Raw genomic sequence first — 19,707 nt, 5'->3', positions numbered from 1 at the left:
TTAGATATCAATACAGAAAGATACACGGACAGGAAAGGAAAAAATGTCAGCCCTCATTAATATTTCAGGATACAAGTTTGTTACGCTCAACGATACCGTTGCCCTAAGGCCAAAAATAAAGGGACAGTGTGTTCAACTGGGCTTAAAAGGGACCATCCTTTTAGCGCCTGAGGGCATTAATGTGACCATATCGGGAACGAAGGATGCGTTGCAGAATTTTGAGGAATTTTTGAAGGAAGATCCTCGCTTTAGTGATATGACCTTTAAGGAAAGTCCGTCAGATCATCAGCCCTTTAACCGCATGCTTGTCCGGTTGAAAAAAGAAATTATTGCCTTTGGGGTTGAAGGGATTGAACCTGGCGTTTATACGTCTCCTTTTGTGAAGCCAACAGTTTTGAAAGAGTGGCTAGATAAGGGCGAAGACGTGGTTATGTTGGATACTCGGAATGAATATGAAATGAAATTAGGCACTTTCAAGGATGCCATCAACCCCCATATTGATTCTTTTAGAGAGTTTCCTGCCGCTGTACGGGCCTTAGACCCCTCTTTAAAAAACAAAAAAATTGTAACCTTTTGCACAGGCGGTGTGCGCTGTGAGAAAGCAGCCCCTTTCATGGAAAAAGAAGGCTTCAAGGAAGTGTATCAAATTGAAGGCGGCATTTTGAAATATTTTGAGGAATGTGGCGGCGCCCACTGGGAAGGGGACTGTTTCGTCTTTGACCAACGGGTGGCAGTAAATCCAAACTTGGAAGAAACAACGGCCAAACAATGTTTTGCCTGCCGGTCACCTTTGACGTTGGAAGAATGCAAAACTTCTGCGTATCAGCCTAATGTTTCTTGCCCTTATTGCATTGGGAAGAGGGCAGCAGACGCTTTGCCAGTTCATCTGTAGGGAGAGCGCGAAGGTTTCCCACCTTTAGGTGGTCGCTAACCCTTAAGGGCAATCAACACACCGCTGATAATCAGAATTGCCCCAACGACTAAGCGTATGGAGATGGGTTCGTCAAAAAAGTAAAAGCTTAAAATGGGAATGATAATATAGGATAGGGACATAATCATATATCCCCGGCTTAAAGACAAATGCTGTAAAGCAAAAATCCACAAAATAGTCGTAAACCCATAAAGGCAAATAGCCCCAATAAACATGGGCTCTAAAGCCAAATGAAAGGGGGTTTTCAACGTACTTAAAAGCATGGCGCTTTTCTTAAACAGAATCTGCCCCATACATATTAGAATAACCGTACAAAATGCTAAAACATAGGCCATGAGTTATTTATACTCGAGTTGGGGTTTGTGAACAACACTGAAAAACATATAGCAAGGACAATTTAAGTTTGCAGCACTAAGCGACCTTAGGATATTTGAAGGCCTTCACATTTTTGAGTTTGGGACCAAGAGAGCGTTTAGCCTCTAGTAGCTCATATAGGTTCTCTAAACGTAGCCAGTATCCTTCACTTAATCCAAAGAACTTACACAACAACAAATCTGTTTCTGCCGTAATCCCTCGAGTTCCTAGTACGATGGCATGAATGCGATTAGATGGCACCCCGATTGCTTTTGCCAAAGCGTTTTGAGACAGTTCAAGGGGTACTAAAAATTCTTCCTTTAAGATTTCCCCCGCATGGGGGTTATGTAAAAGCTGAGTTTCTATCTTGTTTGCCATGATCTTAGGTCCTCTTTCGTTGTCAATTATTAATGGTAATCTACTATTTCTATATTTAAAGCTTCTGCCTTATTCCAATTAAAGCAAATTCGCCACTGTTGGTTAATGCGAATACTCCACTGGTTTTTTCTATCCCCTTTCAAAGATTCCAGCCTGTTACTATTAGGAATCTTCAAGTCATCTATGATTGTTGCCGCTGCCAACTGACGTAACTTTGAAAGAGCTCTATTCTGTATATCGCGCGGAAATCGACGGGACGCATTGCCGTGCCAAATTTTTTCCGTCTCTTTACATTTAAAGCTTCTAATCATTAAGTGATACGTATCACGTACAGTTTGTCAAGTCAACTAATTTGTGTAGGCTCGAAAGAGGTGCCGCTGCATCAGCTATTGCTTCCTAAAAGCCCTTTGCGAGCTGAAGTATACTTCGTATCCTTATCCAGCCAAATGTTGCAGAAATGTTTTGCAAAATCCATATCAGGAATATCTTTCAGCATTTTATCATTATGATAAAAACGGATGCTTAGGCCGGGGGTGACGATTACAGTCACTAGGTCGCCTTCTTTCAAATCTGGGTAAAAAGAATTTAGAAGATCCCTGTATTCCTTAGATTTTTCTGCGGTCAAAGTGGGTTGACGCTCCATCACTTCAATGGTGCTATCAACCATTTCCTTTTGTGAGGCATCCCACCGGCATTTCACTTGCAAGGCAAAAAGGGTATTAAAGCTCCAAGGAGTTTCCTTAGACCACAAACTGATGTCATAGGCGGGAATGACGAATTTGTAGACCGTACCCTGGCCCATCTTGGATTGATCGCCAAAATATTGTTTAATAACAGAGTTAGAACAGTCATCCGCCCAAGAAAATAGGGGGAGAGCAAGAATAAAAAACAAAACTTTGCAACTATTTTTCATGGTAAATCCTTATCTATTACAAGAACTTCGTCTTCTTTTACATTATTTAACATAGTCCGAATACGCTCGTCGAGCATATCTTGGTCCATATGTTCTGGACGGAGTAAATTAACCTTATTTTCTAAAGATGTTTTTTCTTTCTCTAGCAGTTCAAGGGTTTTTTGTTCCTCTGCTAAGGTTGTTTCCAAAGTCTTCCAAGAAAACCATCCATGATTCCCGCTTAAAAGGTGATACACAACGTAAAGTAGTAGAAAAAAAGCCAAAAAAGGAAAAAGCAGTTTATTCAGATGATATCTAACTTTTCGGCTAATCATTTATGAGTACTTCCTTGGAAATGCTGAGATTCCGGGGTAGAAAGCCTGCCCCTCTAGCTGTTCTTCTATGCGCAAAAGTTGGTTGTATTTTGCCATACGATCCGTGCGAGAAAGAGACCCAGTTTTAATCTGGCCGCTTCCCACAGCAACAGCCAAGTCTGCAATGGTGGTATCTTCCGTTTCACCAGATCTGTGGGAAATAATGGTACTCATACCGTTATTTTTGGCCATTTCAATAGTTTGCAAGGTTTCAGACAGGGTTCCAATTTGATTGGGCTTAATCAAAATGGCATTGCTGACGCCCCATTCCAGACCTTTCTTTAAGCGATTTATGTTGGTGACAAACAGATCGTCCCCCACAATTTGAACGAGCTCTCCCAAGGAAGATGTCATTTCTTTCCAGCTTTCCCAATCATCTTCTGCAAAGGGATCTTCAACGGAAATGATGGGATATTTTTTCACTAGTTTTTCATAAAAACGAACCAGATCTTCCCCGGAAAATTTCTTTTTTTCACCTGTGAATTCGTAGAAGCCTTTTTTATAAAGCTCTGTTGCTGCGACATCTAGGGCAAGGCCGACATCATCGCCCGGCCTATATCCAGCCTTTTCAATGGCCTTCATTAAAAAGTCCAGGGCTTCTGTAGTGGAAGAAAAGTTTGGCGCAAAGCCCCCTTCATCGCCTACATTCGTGTTATGACCCTTATCTTTTAATAGGCTTTTTAAAGAATGAAACACTTCTGATCCCATCCGCATGGCTTCCGAAAAGGTAGAAGCCCCAACAGGAACAATCATGAACTCTTGAATGTCTAAGGTGTTGTCAGCATGACATCCCCCATTAATGATATTCATCAAGGGCACGGGCAATGTGCGGGCCATAGGGCCCCCCAAATATTTATAGAGAGGTAGATCTAATTCCTCAGCCGCTGCTTTTGCGACAGCCAGGCTGGCCCCTAAAATTGCATTAGCCCCCAAGCGCTTTTTGGTGGGGGTGCCATCAAGGCGACACAGAAGATCATCAATTTCCAGTTGGTTCTGCGCATCAAAACCACGCAAGGTTTCGAAAATTTCTCCATTCACATGGGCTACGGCTTTTTGAACTCCTTTGCCTCCAAAGGCAGTTCCACCATCCCGTAATTCTGTGGCCTCATGAGTGCCTGTTGAGGCCCCTGAGGGAACAGAAGCGCGTCCTACAAAACCGCTTTCTAAGATAACTTCGACTTCAACGGTGGGGTGCCCGCGACTATCAAAAATCTGGCGGCCTTTAATATCAATAATACTACTCATGGTTGTCCTCTTACAGTTTTATGGGATTTTTCTTGGCAAAGTGATCTAACTCTTTCAGTTCCCGCAGCACCCATTCCATATCCTTCAATCGAATCATGTTGGGTCCATCGCTGGGAGCATGGTCTGGATCTTGGTGGGTTTCTATAAACACGGCACCAACCCCTATGGCTACAGCGGCCCGGGCTAGAATGGGGGCAAATTCCCGTTTGCCGCCTGTGCTTTCCCCTTGGCCCCCTGGCTCTTGAACTGCATGGGTAGCATCAAAAACGGTTGGATATCCTGTCTGAGCCATAATGGGTAGAGACCGCATATCAACCACCAGGCGATTATAGCCAAAGCAAACACCTCGCTCACATAATAAAATATTATGATTACCTGTGGATTCTATTTTTTTCACTACATTGGCCATGTCCCAGGGGGCTAAAAACTGGCCCTTTTTCACGTTAATTGCTTTGCCAGTATTACCCGCCGCCAACAACAAGTCCGTCTGGCGACATAAAAAAGCGGGGATTTGCAAGATGTCTACGTGGTCTTTAATTTGATCACAATGTTCTGGGCTGTGGACATCTGTAACCAGAGGGCAGTCAAAGGTGGTGCGAATTTCATCAAAAATATTTTGGGCGTTTTTGAGTCCCACTCCCCGAGCCCCCGCCATGCTGGTGCGATTGGCTTTGTCAAAAGAAGTTTTATAGACAAAGGGAATGTCTAACTTTGTGGTCAGTTCCTTTAAAGCGCTGGCCATTTCCATGGCATGATCGCGGCTTTCTAAAAGGCAAGGACCTGCCAACAGCACAAAGGGCAAATTGTTTCCAAACTGAACTTTTCCAGCTTTTACATGTTTAGGCGTCATGGGTATTCCTTTCTAAGGCTGCTTTTATGAATGAGACGAATAGGGGATGGGGCTCAAAGGGTTTCGATTTCAGTTCTGGGTGAAACTGGACGCCTATGAACCAAGGATGATCTTTCAGTTCCATAATTTCAGGAAGCTTCCCATCGGGAGAAAGGCCTGAAAAAATGATACCGGCTTTTTCAAATTGCTTTTGGTATTTTAAATTGACTTCATACCGGTGGCGGTGACGTTCCGTGATGTCTGAGGTTTTATAAATAGAGTGAGCCAAAGACCCCGCCTTTAAATGACAGGGGTATGATCCCAGTCGCATAGTGCCGCCTAATCCTCCATCAGAAGATCTATTTTCTTTAGAATTGTCTTTCTTCCATTCGCTCATAAACCCGACGACGTCATCTTCAGCGGGCCCCCATTCTGTGGTGTTGGCATTGGGCAAGCCGCCCTCGTGGCGGGCCCCATCAATGATGGCCAACTGCATACCATAACAAATGCCAAAATAGGGCACTTTACTTAGTCGAGCGTAGCGTGCCGCGTGCATCATGCCTTCAGTTCCCCGTTGGCCAAACCCACCGGGAACCAAAATAGCATCCACCTCTGCAAGACAAGTTGCTGCATTTTCTGCGGTGATAGAATCTCCATCAATCCAGTGCACATCAACATTTGTATGATTAGCAACGCCCGCGTGAATCAGGGCTTCGCTTAAAGACTTATAGGAATCTTTCATGTCAGTATACTTGCCTACAATGCCAATGGTGACTGTATGCTTCGAACTTGAAAGGGTTTTGCAAAACTTTTCCCATTTTTCCATGTGGGCTTTTTTTTCCCGGCCATGATTAAAGAACTGACAGATTTCTTCGTCAACTTTTTGATCATGGAAATAGAGGGGGACTTGGTAAATACTTTCAACGTCTAGAGCTGTAATGACGCGAGATTTGGGTAAGTTGCAGAATAAAGATAATTTCCGAATTTCATCTTCTGACATGACTTTTTGAGACCGACATAAAAGCAGATCTGGTTGAATACCATAGCCCAACAGTTCTTTGACGGAATGTTGGGTTGGCTTTGTTTTAAGTTCCCCCGCTGCAGCCACGTAGGGAAGTAAAGTCAGGTGAATGAACATGGACCTATTGCGGCCAACTTCGTTGGCGAACTGGCGAATGGCTTCGATAAAGGGAAGGCTTTCAATATCCCCCACCGTGCCCCCAATTTCGCAGAGCATAAAATCATAATTGTCCGCCCCATGGGCAATGAACTCTTTGATACGATCGGTGATGTGGGGAATGACTTGAACGGTGGCGCCTAAGTAATCTCCCCGTCGTTCTTTATGAAGAACATCCCAGTATATTTTACCGGCTGTAATGCTGTCTGTTTTTTCCGCATTCATTCCGGTAAAGCGTTCGTAATGGCCCAGATCTAGGTCCGTTTCTGCCCCATCTTCCGTCACATACACTTCCCCATGTTGAAAGGGGCTCATGGTGCCGGGGTCAATGTTGATATAGGGGTCTAACTTTCGGATTTTGACTTTAAAACCGCGGGCTTGTAACAGGGCCGCGATGGAAGAGGCCGCAATACCTTTGCCTAATGAAGAAAGAACGCCCCCCGTAATAAAAATAAATCGAGCGTTTTCTTTCTGTGTCATAGGTCTTTCTTAAAAAAGTTATAACCCCTTATTTGTTCAGGGGAACGTCTAAAGGTTTCTGCTGTTCTGAATCTTGCGCAATTTTGTCTATCAGCGATGCTTCAGAAACAATTTTCGTGCGCCCATTCATAATCGCAAGGATAATACATAATGACATAAAAATTGTGGCTAAAACAGCTGTTGTTTTGGTTAAGAGATTCGCAGTACCCCGAGCCGTCATCCCGCCCATAGATGGACTTGCGCCCCCAAGACCCCCGCCTTCACTGCGTTGCAGCAAAATAATACCAATCATGGCCAGTGTTACCAGCAACAAAATTACCAATAAAATTAAATTCATTTGAGTCCCTTTTCTATTGATTTGAACCTTATATAATTTGCCATAAAAATTCAAGAAAAAATGCAACCATCTTATAAGGCTATCTTTTACACTCGCTTATACTCATCTTCAAAGCGTTCGATATCATCTTCGCCAAGATAATCGCCCAGTTGAGTTTCGATGATTACAACGGGTTCAGAGGTTTTATTGATGAGTCGATGTTTGGCGCCTTTTGGAATATGGAGGGATGCGCCCTGTTTGAGTTCATGCTCTGTCTCTTCACACAGGGCAAGGGCGGTGCCTTGCACAGTCACCCAAAACTCTTCCCGATGTTTGTGAGACTGCAAAGACAGCTTGGAATGGGGCTTGACCGTAATTTCCTTAACCTTGTATCCAGGTTCTTCCAGCAGCACTTTAAAAGATCCCCAGGGACGCTCTTCAAATATTTTCGTCATACAAAGTCTTTCTTTTTTTTGCAGTATGGATTAAAACAATTGAAAGGACAATAAGGTATAAAACATGGAACTTTTTTGGTTATCAATTTTACAGGGAATTACTGAGTTTATTCCCGTCAGTTCGTCGGCTCATGCTTTTATTTTTGCAAAATTTTTCCATTTTCAGCCCATGACCCGGGCTATGGAAGTCAGCTTAAACACAATCACTCTTAGTGTCATTGTCCTTTATTTCCGAAAAGATATGTGGGAAATGATTCGGGCTACTTTTTTGGTTTTAAAAGGCCGCATGACGGAACCCTTTCACCGGGGTATGAAAATTTGTGTGGCAACTATCCCGGTCGTCATTGCGGGTTATTTTATGCACGAATATTTTGACCACTATGTGCAAATGGCCACATTGATTGGGATTATGTCTATCGTGTTTGGTACATTGCTTATGGTAGTGGATCGTTTTTGTACTGCGAACAGAAAATTTCGCCAAATTTCCTATTGGCACGCCTTTGTTATGGGATGCTTTCAAATGCTTGCTTTGGTTCCTGGGGTCAGTCGGTCTGGGTCAACCTTGATTGGGGCGCGCTTGCTTGGGTATGCTCGACGAGATGCGGCCCATTTTTCCTTTCTAATGGCCATTCCTGTGGGGGTTGGGGCCTTTGTTTTGACCGCCAAAGATTTGATATTTTTCAAGTGTTCTGAGGGGCCTATGGCATTCGTTATGCTGATGCTGCTTCTAACCTTTTCAATTGGGTATGCAACGCTTACTTTTTTCATGAAATGGCTTGCCCACCAACCTCTTTTTATCTGGGCACTTTATAGAATTATTTTTGGCTTGTTTGTGTTGTATTATTTTTATTAGAGTTGATGAATCCAAAAAAAGTTGATGAGTTTTTTAAACTTTTAAAGGCCCAAAACCCCCATCCCAAGGGGGAACTTTACTACACAAACTCCTTCACTTTGTTAGTGGCGGTTATTCTTTCGGCCCAGGCCACAGATGTGGGGGTCAACAAAGTTACAAAATCCCTGTTTGAAAAGTACGACACCCCAAAGAAAATAGTAGCATTGGGGGAGGAAGGCCTAAAGCAATGGGTCAAAACAATCGGTTTGTATAAAACAAAAGCTAGAAATATTTTCAAAACTTGTCAGATTTTAGAAGAACGCTTTCAGGGGGTTGTTCCCCATACTCGGGAAGAGCTGGAATCCCTGCCAGGAGTTGGACGAAAAACAGCCAATGTGGTTTTAAATATTGCATTTAATCAGTCGGTCATTGCAGTTGATACGCACGTTTTTAGGGTTTCGAATCGGACGAGACTCGCCCCCGGCAAAACGCCTGAGGCTGTTGAGGAAAAACTGATGCATATTGTTCCTAAAACCTATATCCACAATGCGCACCATTGGTTGATTTTGCATGGACGCTATGTCTGTAAGGCCCGTCAACCCCTGTGTTATAAATGTGTTGTCCGGGATCTATGTGCGTACCCGGACAAAACAAAAAATCCTGAATCCTGATGCCTGGTTTCTTGCACCAATTCTGGAAGTCTTTTCTTGTTTGCTCTATCGCCTTTTGTGCCTGTATTTCCGCCCTGACTTACCGAAATCATGTATCGAAAAAAGCGACAGCTGTTCGGATTCAGCATGAAAGAATATATGATTTTTTGATGGCGCGTAAAAAAGATCTTCAGTCTAAGATTTTATTTTTGGAAACTGGAGCTTCCGAGAGCTGAACAATATTACTATACTGCCCGAACTTCTGTAACCTCGGGCACATAATAGCGCAGCATGTTTTCAATGCCAGACTTTAAGGTGGCTGAGGAGCTGGGGCAACCGGAGCAGGCCCCCTTCATTTTTAGAAAAACCACGCCATCTTCGAACTTCGTGAAGACAATATCGCCCCCGTCTGCCGCAACAGCGGGCCTGACTCTTGAATTGATGAGCTCTTGAATCTGATCAATGATTTCCCGGTCTGTTCCTTCAACAGTTTCAGACTGAACGGACTCCTCAGGAATTTCATCCAGAATAAGGGGCTTTTTGGCTAACAAATGTTCGATCATAGACCCGAGCAGAGAGGGTTTCAGGGCATACCATTCGGCCTGATCCTGTTTGGTGATGGTGATAAAGTCTTTTCCAATAAAAACTCCTTCTACCCCATCAACAGCAAATAAGCGGGCGGCCAAGGGCGATATTTTGGCCGTTGCGGCATTGGGAAAATCCATGGGGGTATCCAATAGGGCAAACCCAGGAATGAACTTTAAAGAATTAGGATTAGGCGTTTCTTCCGTTTGAATAAACATAAAGATTTACCTGGAAACGGTTTCAATCCACTCGATCAAGCGGGGCTTTGGAATCATCCCAATTTTTGTGTCCACGGCTTCCCCATTTTTAAACATCATCATGGTAGGAATAGTACGAATATCATACCGAGCCGCAATGGCAGAATTTTGGTCAATATCAACTTTTACAATAACTACCTTGCCGTGCAGTTCTTTGGCTAGTTCCTCAAGAACAGGGCCCAACATCTTGCAGGGGCCACACCAGGGCGCCCAAAAATCTACCAACACGGGCAGCGCAGAATCTAGTACATCTTTTTGAAAGGAAGCGTCGGTTGCATTTATAGTCATCATATCCTCTTTTAACAGTCCATTGGGTTTTTTGGAACACACCCACTCGCCCCACTATACCGAAACTATTTTTTTTGTCGAGGGGTAGGTTGAAAATTGCCCGTTTTCAGGGGTCCCCGGGACATGCCCGGGGACGACAAGGGGAAAGGAATGGATCCTTTCCCCTTTCCGTTAATGGTTTATACGGCTTCGATCACGCGGGTGCGGTCGCTCTGCGGTTCATAGGCTGTGTTCAGATCAAGACCTTCGCGCAATTTTTCAAAGTGTTTGACAGCCCATATGAAGCCCACGGTTGTAGGGGCTAGAATAATCCACATACCCCAGTGGCCTAAGTATTCTGTTAGATAAACAAGCCCGAAAGAAGTAATGACGTAGACAATAGCGCGAGACCCCGCATAAATTGTGCTGACGTATGTAAACCTTCCGAAAACAGGGAAGTGTTCCATAAAGACGGCTACTGCTGGTGTTCCTGTCAGCACAAAGAAAGCTGAAAACGCTTGCAAAATAAAGAAGGTCGTAGAGCTGACATTTTCCATTACAAAGGGAAACAGAATAACAAAAGGAACAAACGCCCACGCCCGTAGCCGAACAATCTTTAATGGACATATTTTAAACGCCATAAAGGTAAACAAGAAATAGGAAACCATTTGAAAAATGGACATCACCAAGTTTTGGTGAATAATTTGTTCGGCAGTATAATGAAAGGTGTTTTTCAAAATAAGGCCACAATGCATGAAAGTGAAATAAAAACACACAGCAAAAGCGCACTCTGTCACAAAAAAAGCAGTGACTGTTTTCTTTCCAATTTTCTCTTTCCAAATGCTATTTGAATTTTTTAACAGGGCTGCAGCCTTACCAAGGCCAGCTTCACCCGCATCTTCAATGGCTTTAGCCATGCGGCGTTTCATGTCAGAAAATTCAGGGGTTTCCCGCAGGCGTGTGCGCGCTACAGACCCAACCAGAGCAATAGTTGCCCCAATCCAGAAAGCAATGCGCCAGTTAAGGCCATGAGAGGTTACGAGGCTGGCTACAATCAGCGCAACAACTGTTCCTACACGGGATGTACACCCAATCAGGGCAACGGCTGGGTATCTTAAAGGGGGCTTAGTAATTTCCATTACATAAATAGTGGCCCCGATAATCTCTCCCATAGATGAAAGCCCTTGCATAATACGACAAATCGTCACAATCCACGCGGCAGAAATACCAATCTGGGCATAGGTTGGTAAGTTAGCCATGACAACGCAAGAAATGGCCATACTGGTGGTTGTGATAATAACAGTGGTTTTGCGACCAATTTTATCACCAATATACCCAAATAAAAGGGCCCCAAAAGGCCTTAAAACATAAGTCGAGCAAAAGGCAAAGGCTCCGATAAGCGCCGCCGTATGGGGATCTGTTGCTGGAAAGAAAAGGTCATTCAATAATACCGCCATATGCACATACAGCATCAAATCGAAATATTCCAGAAAAGTCCCAACTTGCAATAAACCTATAGCTTCTCGTTGGTCACGTCTTAAGCCTGCAAATATACTCATGTTTTCCCTCTCTTTTTATTTTTAATATTGACGCGAAAGTAGCACGCACTTGATGTCTGGACAAGAAAGAATTATTCAGATTTATCAATGATGGGGAAAAATATTATTTTTTTCTCTCCATAAAGACCTATAGCTAATCTTCTTTAATGCATAGTTGAGGTTAACGTATTTAAAAATAACATGGATCAAAAAAAGGCTTGACATGCTTTTTATAGGGGGCTTAAATACAATAAGTTATATAAAGTTTAAAAAAAATATGAGGGACGTTAACATGACTAAAAAATTTATTCTTCCATTATTGATCGCTGGTTTGCCTTTCGCGGTATTCGCTGATAAAGCACATCATCATAAAGCAGGTTCTGCTGATAAATCAGGTTTTTATGCAGGTTTAGGTTTAACCTATACGAAAACGCCTGTAACTAGGTTCGGGGTGTATGCGTCAGATTTGCTAGGTGGGGTGGCAGGTTACGATACGGTGCGTCTAGCAGGTAAAAGTAAAATTGGTGGGGCGTTCATGGCGGGCTATCATTATAGACCAGAATCCTGGGGAAATTATTTCTTAGAAGGAGAATTCCTTGCGCGAGTTACTAATAACAAACTTAAAAATGGCAAGGCTGATGTTAAGAGTAATACTAACCCTCCTAATTCGTACATTTTTTCTTTGTCCATTAAACAAAAGGAAACTTATGGGGCTTTGTTAAGAATCGGAAGTTACTTGACAGAATGTTTTGGCCTGTATGGAAGTGTGGGTGCAGTGAATACAAAGTTTCAGACATCTGTTTATGGTCAGGGAACTATTCCTGCTGATAACATAGGGTCTACTAAAACGACGCGCGTATGGGGAACTCGGTTTGGCGGTGGGCTTATTCAAGGGCTTAATGATGATGGAGCGTTGTCTTTAAAGCTTGATTATGGGTATGAAATGTATCAAGCCTATTCAACGGGGCCTTTGCTTGCTTATAATGATCGAGTGGCAACTAATTTAAGCGCTTCTATGTCTCCCAATTTAGCTTCGCATGTTTTGACTTTGTCTTTGAACTATAAAATCTAAGAAAGGAATCCATTGTGAGTAAAAAGATATATTTTTGGGTGTTGTTGGGTCTTTTATCTCTCAATTTTGAAGGGGCAGTTGCTAATCCAGCAGATAACAATATAAGGAGAGCTGCGCAGGGAAACTATACCCCAGACGAGATAGCGATGCTAGTATCAAGCAGGAAATTTACAGTGGAGCAGATCCGAGGGAACGTTTCTGAAGTGAAACAATCCTTAGCCGCGATAAGGCATCCAGAAACGGTGGCAGAGCTTAATAAGGCAATAAGGATGAAGGAAGAAGGAGGGGGAGATGCGAATGCTCTTAAAGTTGAAAAAACAAGAGTTCTCCAGATGACGGTGCTAGCAGAAGATGAAAGTAGGATACGTGGGGAAGCTGGAGCATCAGATCTAAAAGGCACAGAAACACAAGAACACATAGATTGGTTTCATAAGCAGATTAAGAAATTAAACGACTCCAGCGCAGTTTTTGATAAAAAAGGTCTGGAGGCTCTAAGGGGTGAAGCAAGCAAAAAAAAGATTCCGACTATAGAGGGTCAATCTTTGCAGACTCAGCTTTTCGGTATAATTGATGCTAAGCTTGCGATCCTTGACTCTCAGACTGCTAATCAACAACAGAGTTCTAGCCGGCTTAGTAGTGTAGGGGTGAAATCGTTGCAAGAGCTTGCTGTTGAGTATGTTGGACATAGAGATGTTCAGGACCTTATTCAACAGATCAAGAATATTAATCAAATAATAACGGCAAGGGACTACGCTCATTTATTTGTTCCAAGAGCGAAATTTACTGAGTGGTTGCGCAAGAGTGCGACGCCGGGGAAGATCTGCACAACAACTCTAGCAGGAGGCAAGCAAGTAACTCCAGAAGATTGTTCATTATTAATGAAGTATAAGGAAGCTGCCCTAAAGAAAAGGCATATATTGAAAAATATTGCTGGAGATATTTTGACGCAAGAGAATCTAAGGGGGGATGCAAGTCCATTAAAAGTAAAATTTACAACTACACTTGCCAAAATAAATGATGAGATTAGGAACAATAAAAACCTGGGCATTCATTTTGCTTCAGAACCGTTTGGAGACTCTGATGTCTGATTTTAGGGCGATTCAAGCACCCAATAATTGTCTTTCCCGGGTTTGACCCCGAGGGTCTATTTTTTGGTAAGACCAGTGAGTTGGAGTTTGGCAGAGAACACTGAAAATTATGAAACTCTTAACTGAATCTGCTAAAAAAGAAGAAGGTTTAGATCTGGTGATGCCAGTAGGGAAGTAGTTGAATCTGGGATAAACAAGAAAATTTTTTAGATCTGAAGTTTGCAAAAAAGTGGCAGATAATTGGGGAAAATATGAGTAAAAAGATATATTTTTGGGTGTTGTTGGGTCTTTTATCTCTCAATTTTGAAGGGGCAGTTGCTAATCCAGCAGATAACAATATAAGGAGAGCTGCGCAGGGAAACTATACCCCAGACGAGATAGCGATGCTAGTATCAAGTAAGAGATTTACACTGGATGAGATCCGAAGTAACACAATGGCTGTGAAAGCTCGTCTAGCTCAATTGATGAGTAGTAGTAGTTCGGATACGTCAAATCAAGCAACGGAAACTGCTCAAGAGCCGACCCCCAGTGTTCCTCCTCGGCCCGCCAGCCGCCCCCATGCGGCGCCAGCTAGTTTGCAACCTACTCCCCCAGCAACGGAAGCTCAAAAGCCAGCGATGGTAGGGTCGGTTTCCGCTCCTCATCCGAATTCGAAAACGGGAGTTGCTGCTCAAAGGAAGCCAGTTCCCCCCCGCCCCTCTATGCCTCCAGCGGCTAGTTCGCAACCCACTCCCCCGGCAACGAAAGCTTCTCAAGGGCCGGCGACTCGTCCCCTCCCTGTTCCTCCTCCCCCCAGCCGCCGCCCAGTAAGTACTGGTATTGATTGGAATGTGGAGACTTCTGGTAAGCTGACAGAGGCACAACGGGAGGCTCTGAAGAAACGGACTTCTCCTCCACCACCACCACGGCAACCTCAAGCAGCACAGAGAGTACAAGGTTTCAAGATCGAGAGTAAAGAAAGTATTATTCCATCTATGCTTCCGCAAGATTCTGTTATGAAGGAGCTGCAAATTAGAGACGCTGAACAACAAAAACGAGAGCTTCACACTCCTGCCATTCTCAGTCGGAGCTCCTCAATTGATTCTTTTGACTTGCCCCCCTCAGCACTCTCCTCCGGTAAAAGCGTTCAAAAAGAGGGCCAAGAACCTGTCCTTGCGCCCCGTAGAGGATCTGCGACATTCACTATTCCTCCTCCTCCTTTCTCTCTTCCTCCGGATCAGGATATTCAGGCATCAAGCGAAGATGAAGAAGAAGACGCTGCCGGACATCAAGTCATCCGTTTGGAAGGATTGCAAAGCCCTGCGGCTGCAGGGGGAGAAGCATCGCAACAAAGTGATTCTCAAAAGAAAAAACCTCTACTTGTCAGAGCAGGAAGAAAGATATTGAAGTGGGCGGGGCTCAAAAAAGCTAGTTCTCCCTCACCAGAGGATTCTGGATTGACTGAAGCCTCTCCCTTGGCAGAGAAAGTTCAATATTTGGGGCAACTTATCCCGCCAAGGCGGTCGGATGAAAGTCTTACGCCGGAATTTACAGAATGGAGCAGATTAAATAGGATCTTAACTGATTCAACTACATCTGAAGGGGCTAAAAAAGACCAATACATAAAAGTTATACGTCTATTGCTTATTAATCCAAAATTACCTGATTTTATGCGAACTGAATATGAGAACAGTCTTCCTACTAATGTTACCAAAAACTCTAGTTATAGAGATAGGATAGACTATTTGATGGGAGTTGCGAGCAAAGTCTTGGTTAAAAGCTATCAGGGGTCTTCTTATTCTCAAGCGAATAACTTGAGACAAGCTATGTTTAAGGCTGAGGAGGCCTTAAAAACAACAAGTATAAGTATTCAGGGCCCCGCATATCGTGCACTTGTTCAGGCAATGAAGGAATTGCAGATTCAAATGCCAGACTTTGCGGAATAGGCTCTTGCAGAGTAGGAGAGACAGTATAACCAAACTCAGATAAAATGAGTATCTTTCAGTTACTCCCTCGGGCTTAGCGGGAGGGTCCAAACCCTATGTTTTTATAGAAAAATGGATCCTCGAGCCAAACCTGAGGAAAGCAATAGAGGGGAGTATCTTTTCACAGAAGTTTAGCTATAACATTTAAGTTTACGTGACGACTGCAAGAATTCGTCTTCGCAAGTAAGGCGTGGCCATCTAGCCAAGTCCAGGAAGAATGACGGTGCAGAATACATCTTGTGCAGCAGGGGCATATTCAGTTATACATAAAGAATGGTTGCTTTAAACATTTTACGTATTGGGACGTTGACTTTAGACTTCATGAAGTACCTGGGGAATATTTCTTTATTCGCCGCTAACATTCTTTATTGCTGCTTCAGACCGCCTTTTTATTTCAAACAATTTTTTAAGGAACTTTATAAGATCGGTTTCTTGTCTTTGCCGGTGGTAGGGTTGACAGCGGTTTTCACGGGAATGGTGCTCGCGCTGCAAAGCTATACGGGTTTTTCTAGGTTTTCTGCTGAAAATTCTATTGCGACCGTTGTGGTTCTTTCGATAACTCGTGAACTAGGCCCTGTTTTGGCCAGTTTGATGGTAGCGGGGCGCGTGGGGGCAGCCATGGCGGCAGAAATCGGAACTATGCGGGTGACGGAGCAAATTGATGCCTTGATTACCCTGTCAACAAACCCCATGAAATATTTGGTGGTGCCCAAGGTTTTGGCTAGTATTATCAGCTTGCCTCTGTTGGTGATTTGTGCTGATGCTATTGGCGTTCTGGGGGGCTATTTGATCAGCGTTCACAAATTGAAATTTAATGGGGCTTTGTATTTGGAACAAACTTTTAAATATCTAGAAGCTCATGACGTGAATTCGGGTTTGGTTAAGGCGGCTGTATTTGGGTTTATTATTTCTTTATTCGGGTGTTATCAAGGGTATAAATCCAAGGGTGGTGCCCAGGGTGTTGGTTTTGCTACGACGAATGCTGTTGTGTTGGCCTCAATCACCATTCTGATTTCAGACTATATATTAACAGCTCTTTTATTTGCGAAATAGATATGATGATTCCTAAAATAGAAGTTATAAATCTGCATAAAAGTTTTGGAGACAAAAAAGTTCTTCAAGGGGTCAGCTTTAAGGTGATGCCGGGGGAATCTTTGGTGGTTCTGGGGGGGTCAGGCAGCGGAAAATCCGTGTTGTTGAAGTGCATTTTGGGGCTGATTAAACCAGATATGGGCGCTATTAAAATAGATGGGGAAAATATTCTGAACCTTAGCGAATCGGAACGCATGAAAGTGTTGCAGAAATTAGGGATGCTGTTTCAGGGGAGCGCCCTGTTTGATAGCTTGCCCACCTGGAAAAATGTGGCTTTTCAGTTGCTTTACAACTATAAATTACCAGCCCTTAGGGCCCGCACCATTGCCCGGAAAAAGCTAGAATCTGTGGGGTTGGGGGATGAGGTTTTGGATTTGTCACCATCCGAACTTTCCGGGGGCATGCAAAAGCGGGTGGGTTTGGCCCGTGCCATTGCGACGGACCCGGAAATTTTGTTCTTTGACGAGCCCACAACGGGGCTTGACCCAGTTATGTGTGGAACGATTGATAATCTGATCAAAAAGTCTGTGACGGATCTGGGCGCCACCACCATTACCATTACCCACGACATTGAATCTGCTAAATTTATTGCGGACAAAATGACCATGCTGAAAGACGGCAAGTTAATCTGGACCGGGAAAGCCTCCCAACTGATGGCGTGCAAAAATAAGTATGTACAGGAATTCGTGAATGGCCATAAGCATATTCGGCCTATCGTCAAAAGAAAATTGAGATCTGCTTGAGCAAGTCATCTGTTGTTTTTATCTGCCAGGAATGTGGTGTGCACCAACCCAAATGGAGCGGCCAGTGTGCGGATTGCGGGGGATGGAACTCTATTCTGGAAGAAACCGTTGCTGTGATTCCCAAGGGGATGACCCCGTCTAAAAGTTCAAATTCCTTAGAAATGTTTCCTCTTAAAGGAGAGTCTTCAATCCATCATCGCTTTGCGTCAGACATCAATGAATTTGATCGGGTTTGTGGTGGGGGGTTGGTGCCGGGATCCGTCATTCTGGTGGGGGGTGACCCGGGTATTGGAAAGTCGACTTTGTTGTTGCAAGTGGCGGCAGCCCTTTCAAAAAACCAAACTTGCTTTTATATTTCAGGGGAAGAGGGTATTGACCAGGTGCGCCTGCGGGCCCATCGACTGGGCGTTGAAAATGCGGCGGTTCAGCTGAGTGCCAGCAGCGATTTACGGCGCATTATTAAAACCCTGGAAGCTAAGCCGGCACCGCAGTTTGTGGTGATTGACTCAATCCAAACCATTTATCTGGATAGTATTGATTCAGCCCCAGGCACGGTGACTCAGGTGCGGACGTGCGCGCAAGAACTGATTCGTATCGCTAAAAAGAATAATCTGGTTCTGATTTTAGTGGGCCACGTGACCAAAGAGGGCACCTTGGCGGGACCGCGGGTTCTGGAACATATGGTGGATACGGTTTTGTATTTTGAGGGGGACCGGGGCCACCAATTCCGTATTCTGCGGTCTGTCAAAAATAGGTTCGGCGCCACAGACGAAATTGGGGTTTTTGAGATGACTCAAGAGGGGCTTCGTCAGGTGGAAAATCCCTCAGCCGCTTTTATTGCGGACAGGCAAGAACATGTGAGTGGCAGCGTGATCTTTGCGGGGATCGAAGGAACACGGCCTTTGCTGGTGGAAATTCAAGCCCTTGCGGCGCCATCCCCCTTTGCGGCCCCTCGGCGAAATGTGATTGGCTGGGATGCGGGTCGGTTGGCTATGATTATGGCTGTGCTGGAATCTCGCTGTGGCATTGGGTTTGGGGGCAAAGATATTTTCTTGAACGTGGCGGGAGGATTAAAAATTACGGAACCGGCGGCGGATTTGGCGGTGGCCATGGCACTGCTTTCCTCTATTTCAGATACGCCCCTTCCGACAGACCATGTGATTTTTGGGGAAATTGGCCTTTCCGGTGAAATTCGAAATGTGGGCCAAATTGCCAGCCGTTTGAAAGAGGCGGAAAAGCTGGGGTTCAAGGGGGCGATTCTGCCAACTTATAAGCAGGGCGAAAAGAAGAATTCTTCCACGGGGTTCCAAGCAACTTCTTTGAAAAAGGTCATGGAAATTTTGCCCTTTGCGGGGATTGATGTGCCCTCAGGCATCTAAATGAAACTAGAATTTCCTTCAATTAAGAATATTATCGCCGTAGTTTCCGGAAAGGGGGGCGTTGGAAAATCAACAATTGCCTTTACCCTTGCCAATTTATTGGTGAAAGATGGTTTGAAGGTGGGGTTACTGGATGGGGATATTTATGGCCCCTCAGTCCCCAAACTGATGGGCATTGAGGACAAACCAAAGATTCAGGATAAAAAGTTTGTGCCCCTTGAGAAGGATGGACTTAAGGCCATGTCTATGGGGTTTTTGCTGGAAAAAACAAATCCTGTGGTGTGGCGGGGACCTATGGTACAAACGGCGGTGAAGCAGCTGTTTCAAGATGTGGCATGGGGGGATTTGGATTGGCTGGTGGTAGACATGCCGCCGGGAACGGGGGATGCCCATTTGACCCTGGCCCAGTCGATTCCCTTGATGGGGGTGATCGTGATTACAACGCCGCAAGAATTAGCCGCGCAGGACGCCGCCAAATGCCTGGAAATGTATAGAATGCTGAAGATCCCTATTCTGGGCGTGGTGGATAATATGAAGGGGGTAGCTTGCCCCTGTTGCCAAGAAAATTTCGAAATTTTCCCCGGCCGTGGGGGAGAAGATCTGGCCGAGCATTTCCAAGTGCCCTATCTGGGGGCGGTGCCGTTAGACCCTGGGATGGGGGCGGTGGAGAAGATAAAAAACCATCTTTTTGGGTATAAAACCTAGCCTTTTGTGGCTTGAGGGTGACATATTATGTGAACCTATACATATACAATTATTCCCTTGCAATTTAATTTCACATCCTCCATATATTTGCCGGAGTAATTTTT

23 protein-coding genes are annotated in these 19,707 nt (G+C 44.3%); 10 read left to right on the top strand and 13 right to left on the bottom strand.

Features of this window, described 5'->3' with window-relative positions:
- Positions 1-43 precede the first annotated feature (43 nt).
- Positions 44-892: a sulfurtransferase gene (locus WCG05_01150; protein ID MEI8320604.1), complete on the top strand. Its 849-nt coding sequence runs from the start codon at positions 44-46 to the stop codon at positions 890-892.
- Positions 893-927: 35 nt separating this feature from the next.
- Here WCG05_01150 and WCG05_01145 read toward each other — a convergent pair whose 3' ends face one another.
- The 10 genes from WCG05_01145 to WCG05_01100 form a co-directional block, all read right to left on the bottom strand.
- Positions 928-1,266 carry an EamA family transporter gene (locus WCG05_01145; protein ID MEI8320603.1) on the bottom strand — a complete coding sequence of 113 codons (339 nt, stop codon included), beginning with the start codon at positions 1,264-1,266 and terminating at the stop codon, positions 928-930.
- A gap of 76 nt (positions 1,267-1,342) precedes the next feature.
- The gene (locus WCG05_01140; protein MEI8320602.1) at positions 1,343-1,663 is read right to left on the bottom strand and encodes a HigA family addiction module antitoxin; all 321 of its coding nucleotides are present in this window, start codon (positions 1,661-1,663) and stop codon (positions 1,343-1,345) included.
- A 29-nt stretch (positions 1,664-1,692) separates the two neighbouring features.
- Positions 1,693-1,974, bottom strand: coding sequence for a type II toxin-antitoxin system RelE/ParE family toxin (locus WCG05_01135; protein MEI8320601.1), 282 nt, complete (start codon positions 1,972-1,974; stop codon positions 1,693-1,695).
- A 71-nt stretch (positions 1,975-2,045) separates the two neighbouring features.
- A complete protein-coding gene (locus WCG05_01130; GenBank protein MEI8320600.1) occupies positions 2,046-2,576 on the bottom strand; it encodes a chalcone isomerase family protein in 531 nt (176 codons plus the stop codon).
- Complete coding sequence (locus WCG05_01125; protein ID MEI8320599.1) at positions 2,573-2,890, bottom strand: septum formation initiator family protein; 318 nt, start codon at positions 2,888-2,890, stop codon at positions 2,573-2,575. The genes WCG05_01130 and WCG05_01125 overlap by 4 nt, the downstream gene beginning before the upstream one ends.
- Entirely contained in the window at positions 2,891-4,174 is a 1,284-nt protein-coding gene (gene eno, locus WCG05_01120) for a phosphopyruvate hydratase (GenBank protein MEI8320598.1), read from the bottom strand. It abuts the gene before it with no gap.
- A gap of 10 nt (positions 4,175-4,184) precedes the next feature.
- A complete protein-coding gene (kdsA, locus tag WCG05_01115; GenBank protein ID MEI8320597.1) occupies positions 4,185-5,024 on the bottom strand; it encodes a 3-deoxy-8-phosphooctulonate synthase in 840 nt (279 codons plus the stop codon).
- Positions 5,014-6,660: a CTP synthase gene (locus WCG05_01110; GenBank protein MEI8320596.1), complete on the bottom strand. Its 1,647-nt coding sequence runs from the start codon at positions 6,658-6,660 to the stop codon at positions 5,014-5,016. Before WCG05_01110 ends, kdsA begins: the two co-directional genes overlap by 11 nt.
- A gap of 28 nt (positions 6,661-6,688) precedes the next feature.
- A complete protein-coding gene (gene secG, locus WCG05_01105; protein MEI8320595.1) occupies positions 6,689-6,997 on the bottom strand; it encodes a preprotein translocase subunit SecG in 309 nt (102 codons plus the stop codon).
- Positions 6,998-7,083: 86 nt separating this feature from the next.
- Positions 7,084-7,431: a phosphomannose isomerase type II C-terminal cupin domain gene (locus WCG05_01100; protein MEI8320594.1), complete on the bottom strand. Its 348-nt coding sequence runs from the start codon at positions 7,429-7,431 to the stop codon at positions 7,084-7,086.
- A gap of 64 nt (positions 7,432-7,495) precedes the next feature.
- Here WCG05_01100 and WCG05_01095 point away from each other — a divergent pair, with 64 nt between their 5' ends.
- Together WCG05_01095 and nth are read left to right on the top strand one after the other, a co-directional pair.
- Positions 7,496-8,284: an undecaprenyl-diphosphate phosphatase gene (locus WCG05_01095; GenBank protein ID MEI8320593.1), complete on the top strand. Its 789-nt coding sequence runs from the start codon at positions 7,496-7,498 to the stop codon at positions 8,282-8,284.
- 5 nt (positions 8,285-8,289) lie between these two features.
- Positions 8,290-8,934: an endonuclease III gene (gene nth, locus WCG05_01090; GenBank protein MEI8320592.1), complete on the top strand. Its 645-nt coding sequence runs from the start codon at positions 8,290-8,292 to the stop codon at positions 8,932-8,934.
- A 224-nt stretch (positions 8,935-9,158) separates the two neighbouring features.
- Here nth and WCG05_01085 read toward each other — a convergent pair whose 3' ends face one another.
- The 3 genes from WCG05_01085 to WCG05_01075 form a co-directional block, all read right to left on the bottom strand.
- Positions 9,159-9,716 (bottom strand): NifU family protein, encoded by a 558-nt coding sequence (locus tag WCG05_01085; protein MEI8320591.1) that lies wholly within the window; start codon positions 9,714-9,716, stop codon positions 9,159-9,161.
- Positions 9,717-9,722: 6 nt separating this feature from the next.
- Positions 9,723-10,046, bottom strand: a complete 324-nt coding sequence (gene trxA, locus WCG05_01080) for a thioredoxin (GenBank protein MEI8320590.1) — start codon at positions 10,044-10,046, stop codon at positions 9,723-9,725.
- Between the two features lie 176 nt (positions 10,047-10,222).
- Entirely contained in the window at positions 10,223-11,581 is a 1,359-nt protein-coding gene (locus WCG05_01075) for an MFS transporter (protein MEI8320589.1), read from the bottom strand.
- A 271-nt stretch (positions 11,582-11,852) separates the two neighbouring features.
- On the opposite strand from WCG05_01075, the gene WCG05_01070 reads away from it, so the two are divergent.
- The 7 genes from WCG05_01070 (at position 11,853) to WCG05_01040 (ending at position 19,603) form a co-directional block, all read left to right on the top strand.
- On the top strand, positions 11,853-12,632 hold the full coding sequence (locus WCG05_01070) for a hypothetical protein (GenBank protein ID MEI8320588.1): 780 nt from the start codon (positions 11,853-11,855) through the stop codon (positions 12,630-12,632).
- 14 nt (positions 12,633-12,646) lie between these two features.
- Entirely contained in the window at positions 12,647-13,720 is a 1,074-nt protein-coding gene (locus tag WCG05_01065) for a hypothetical protein (GenBank protein ID MEI8320587.1), read from the top strand.
- Positions 13,721-13,971: 251 nt separating this feature from the next.
- Positions 13,972-15,645: a hypothetical protein gene (locus tag WCG05_01060; GenBank protein ID MEI8320586.1), complete on the top strand. Its 1,674-nt coding sequence runs from the start codon at positions 13,972-13,974 to the stop codon at positions 15,643-15,645.
- 312 nt (positions 15,646-15,957) lie between these two features.
- The gene (locus tag WCG05_01055; GenBank protein MEI8320585.1) at positions 15,958-16,737 is read left to right on the top strand and encodes an ABC transporter permease; all 780 of its coding nucleotides are present in this window, start codon (positions 15,958-15,960) and stop codon (positions 16,735-16,737) included.
- A 2-nt stretch (positions 16,738-16,739) separates the two neighbouring features.
- Complete coding sequence (locus tag WCG05_01050) at positions 16,740-17,519, top strand: ATP-binding cassette domain-containing protein (protein MEI8320584.1); 780 nt, start codon at positions 16,740-16,742, stop codon at positions 17,517-17,519.
- Complete coding sequence (radA, locus tag WCG05_01045; GenBank protein MEI8320583.1) at positions 17,516-18,898, top strand: DNA repair protein RadA; 1,383 nt, start codon at positions 17,516-17,518, stop codon at positions 18,896-18,898. Before WCG05_01050 ends, radA begins: the two co-directional genes overlap by 4 nt.
- On the top strand, positions 18,899-19,603 hold the full coding sequence (locus WCG05_01040; GenBank protein MEI8320582.1) for an Mrp/NBP35 family ATP-binding protein: 705 nt from the start codon (positions 18,899-18,901) through the stop codon (positions 19,601-19,603).
- Positions 19,604-19,707: the final 104 nt, after the last annotated feature.

The sequence above is a fragment of the Alphaproteobacteria bacterium genome (assembly GCA_037146715.1).
Taxonomy (GTDB): Bacteria; Pseudomonadota; Alphaproteobacteria; order UBA7879; family UBA5542; genus JBAWWO01.
Note: the sequence above shows the minus strand (reverse complement) of the source record. Positions and strands in the feature narration are given on the sequence as shown.

Coding starts and splice junctions, on each gene's coding strand:
- WCG05_01150 (MEI8320604.1), top strand. CDS start 44: ATGTCAGCCCTCATTAATATTTCAGGATACAAGTTTGTTACGCTCAAC.
- WCG05_01145 (MEI8320603.1), bottom strand. CDS start 1,266: ATGGCCTATGTTTTAGCATTTTGTACGGTTATTCTAATATGTATGGGG.
- WCG05_01140 (MEI8320602.1), bottom strand. CDS start 1,663: ATGGCAAACAAGATAGAAACTCAGCTTTTACATAACCCCCATGCGGGG.
- WCG05_01135 (MEI8320601.1), bottom strand. CDS start 1,974: ATGATTAGAAGCTTTAAATGTAAAGAGACGGAAAAAATTTGGCACGGC.
- WCG05_01130 (MEI8320600.1), bottom strand. CDS start 2,576: ATGAAAAATAGTTGCAAAGTTTTGTTTTTTATTCTTGCTCTCCCCCTA.
- WCG05_01125 (MEI8320599.1), bottom strand. CDS start 2,890: ATGATTAGCCGAAAAGTTAGATATCATCTGAATAAACTGCTTTTTCCT.
- eno (MEI8320598.1), bottom strand. CDS start 4,174: ATGAGTAGTATTATTGATATTAAAGGCCGCCAGATTTTTGATAGTCGC.
- kdsA (MEI8320597.1), bottom strand. CDS start 5,024: ATGACGCCTAAACATGTAAAAGCTGGAAAAGTTCAGTTTGGAAACAAT.
- WCG05_01110 (MEI8320596.1), bottom strand. CDS start 6,660: ATGACACAGAAAGAAAACGCTCGATTTATTTTTATTACGGGGGGCGTT.
- secG (MEI8320595.1), bottom strand. CDS start 6,997: ATGAATTTAATTTTATTGGTAATTTTGTTGCTGGTAACACTGGCCATG.
- WCG05_01100 (MEI8320594.1), bottom strand. CDS start 7,431: ATGACGAAAATATTTGAAGAGCGTCCCTGGGGATCTTTTAAAGTGCTG.
- WCG05_01095 (MEI8320593.1), top strand. CDS start 7,496: ATGGAACTTTTTTGGTTATCAATTTTACAGGGAATTACTGAGTTTATT.
- nth (MEI8320592.1), top strand. CDS start 8,290: ATGAATCCAAAAAAAGTTGATGAGTTTTTTAAACTTTTAAAGGCCCAA.
- WCG05_01085 (MEI8320591.1), bottom strand. CDS start 9,716: ATGTTTATTCAAACGGAAGAAACGCCTAATCCTAATTCTTTAAAGTTC.
- trxA (MEI8320590.1), bottom strand. CDS start 10,046: ATGATGACTATAAATGCAACCGACGCTTCCTTTCAAAAAGATGTACTA.
- WCG05_01075 (MEI8320589.1), bottom strand. CDS start 11,581: ATGAGTATATTTGCAGGCTTAAGACGTGACCAACGAGAAGCTATAGGT.
- WCG05_01070 (MEI8320588.1), top strand. CDS start 11,853: ATGACTAAAAAATTTATTCTTCCATTATTGATCGCTGGTTTGCCTTTC.
- WCG05_01060 (MEI8320586.1), top strand. CDS start 13,972: ATGAGTAAAAAGATATATTTTTGGGTGTTGTTGGGTCTTTTATCTCTC.
- WCG05_01055 (MEI8320585.1), top strand. CDS start 15,958: ATGGTTGCTTTAAACATTTTACGTATTGGGACGTTGACTTTAGACTTC.
- WCG05_01050 (MEI8320584.1), top strand. CDS start 16,740: ATGATGATTCCTAAAATAGAAGTTATAAATCTGCATAAAAGTTTTGGA.
- WCG05_01040 (MEI8320582.1), top strand. CDS start 18,899: ATGAAACTAGAATTTCCTTCAATTAAGAATATTATCGCCGTAGTTTCC.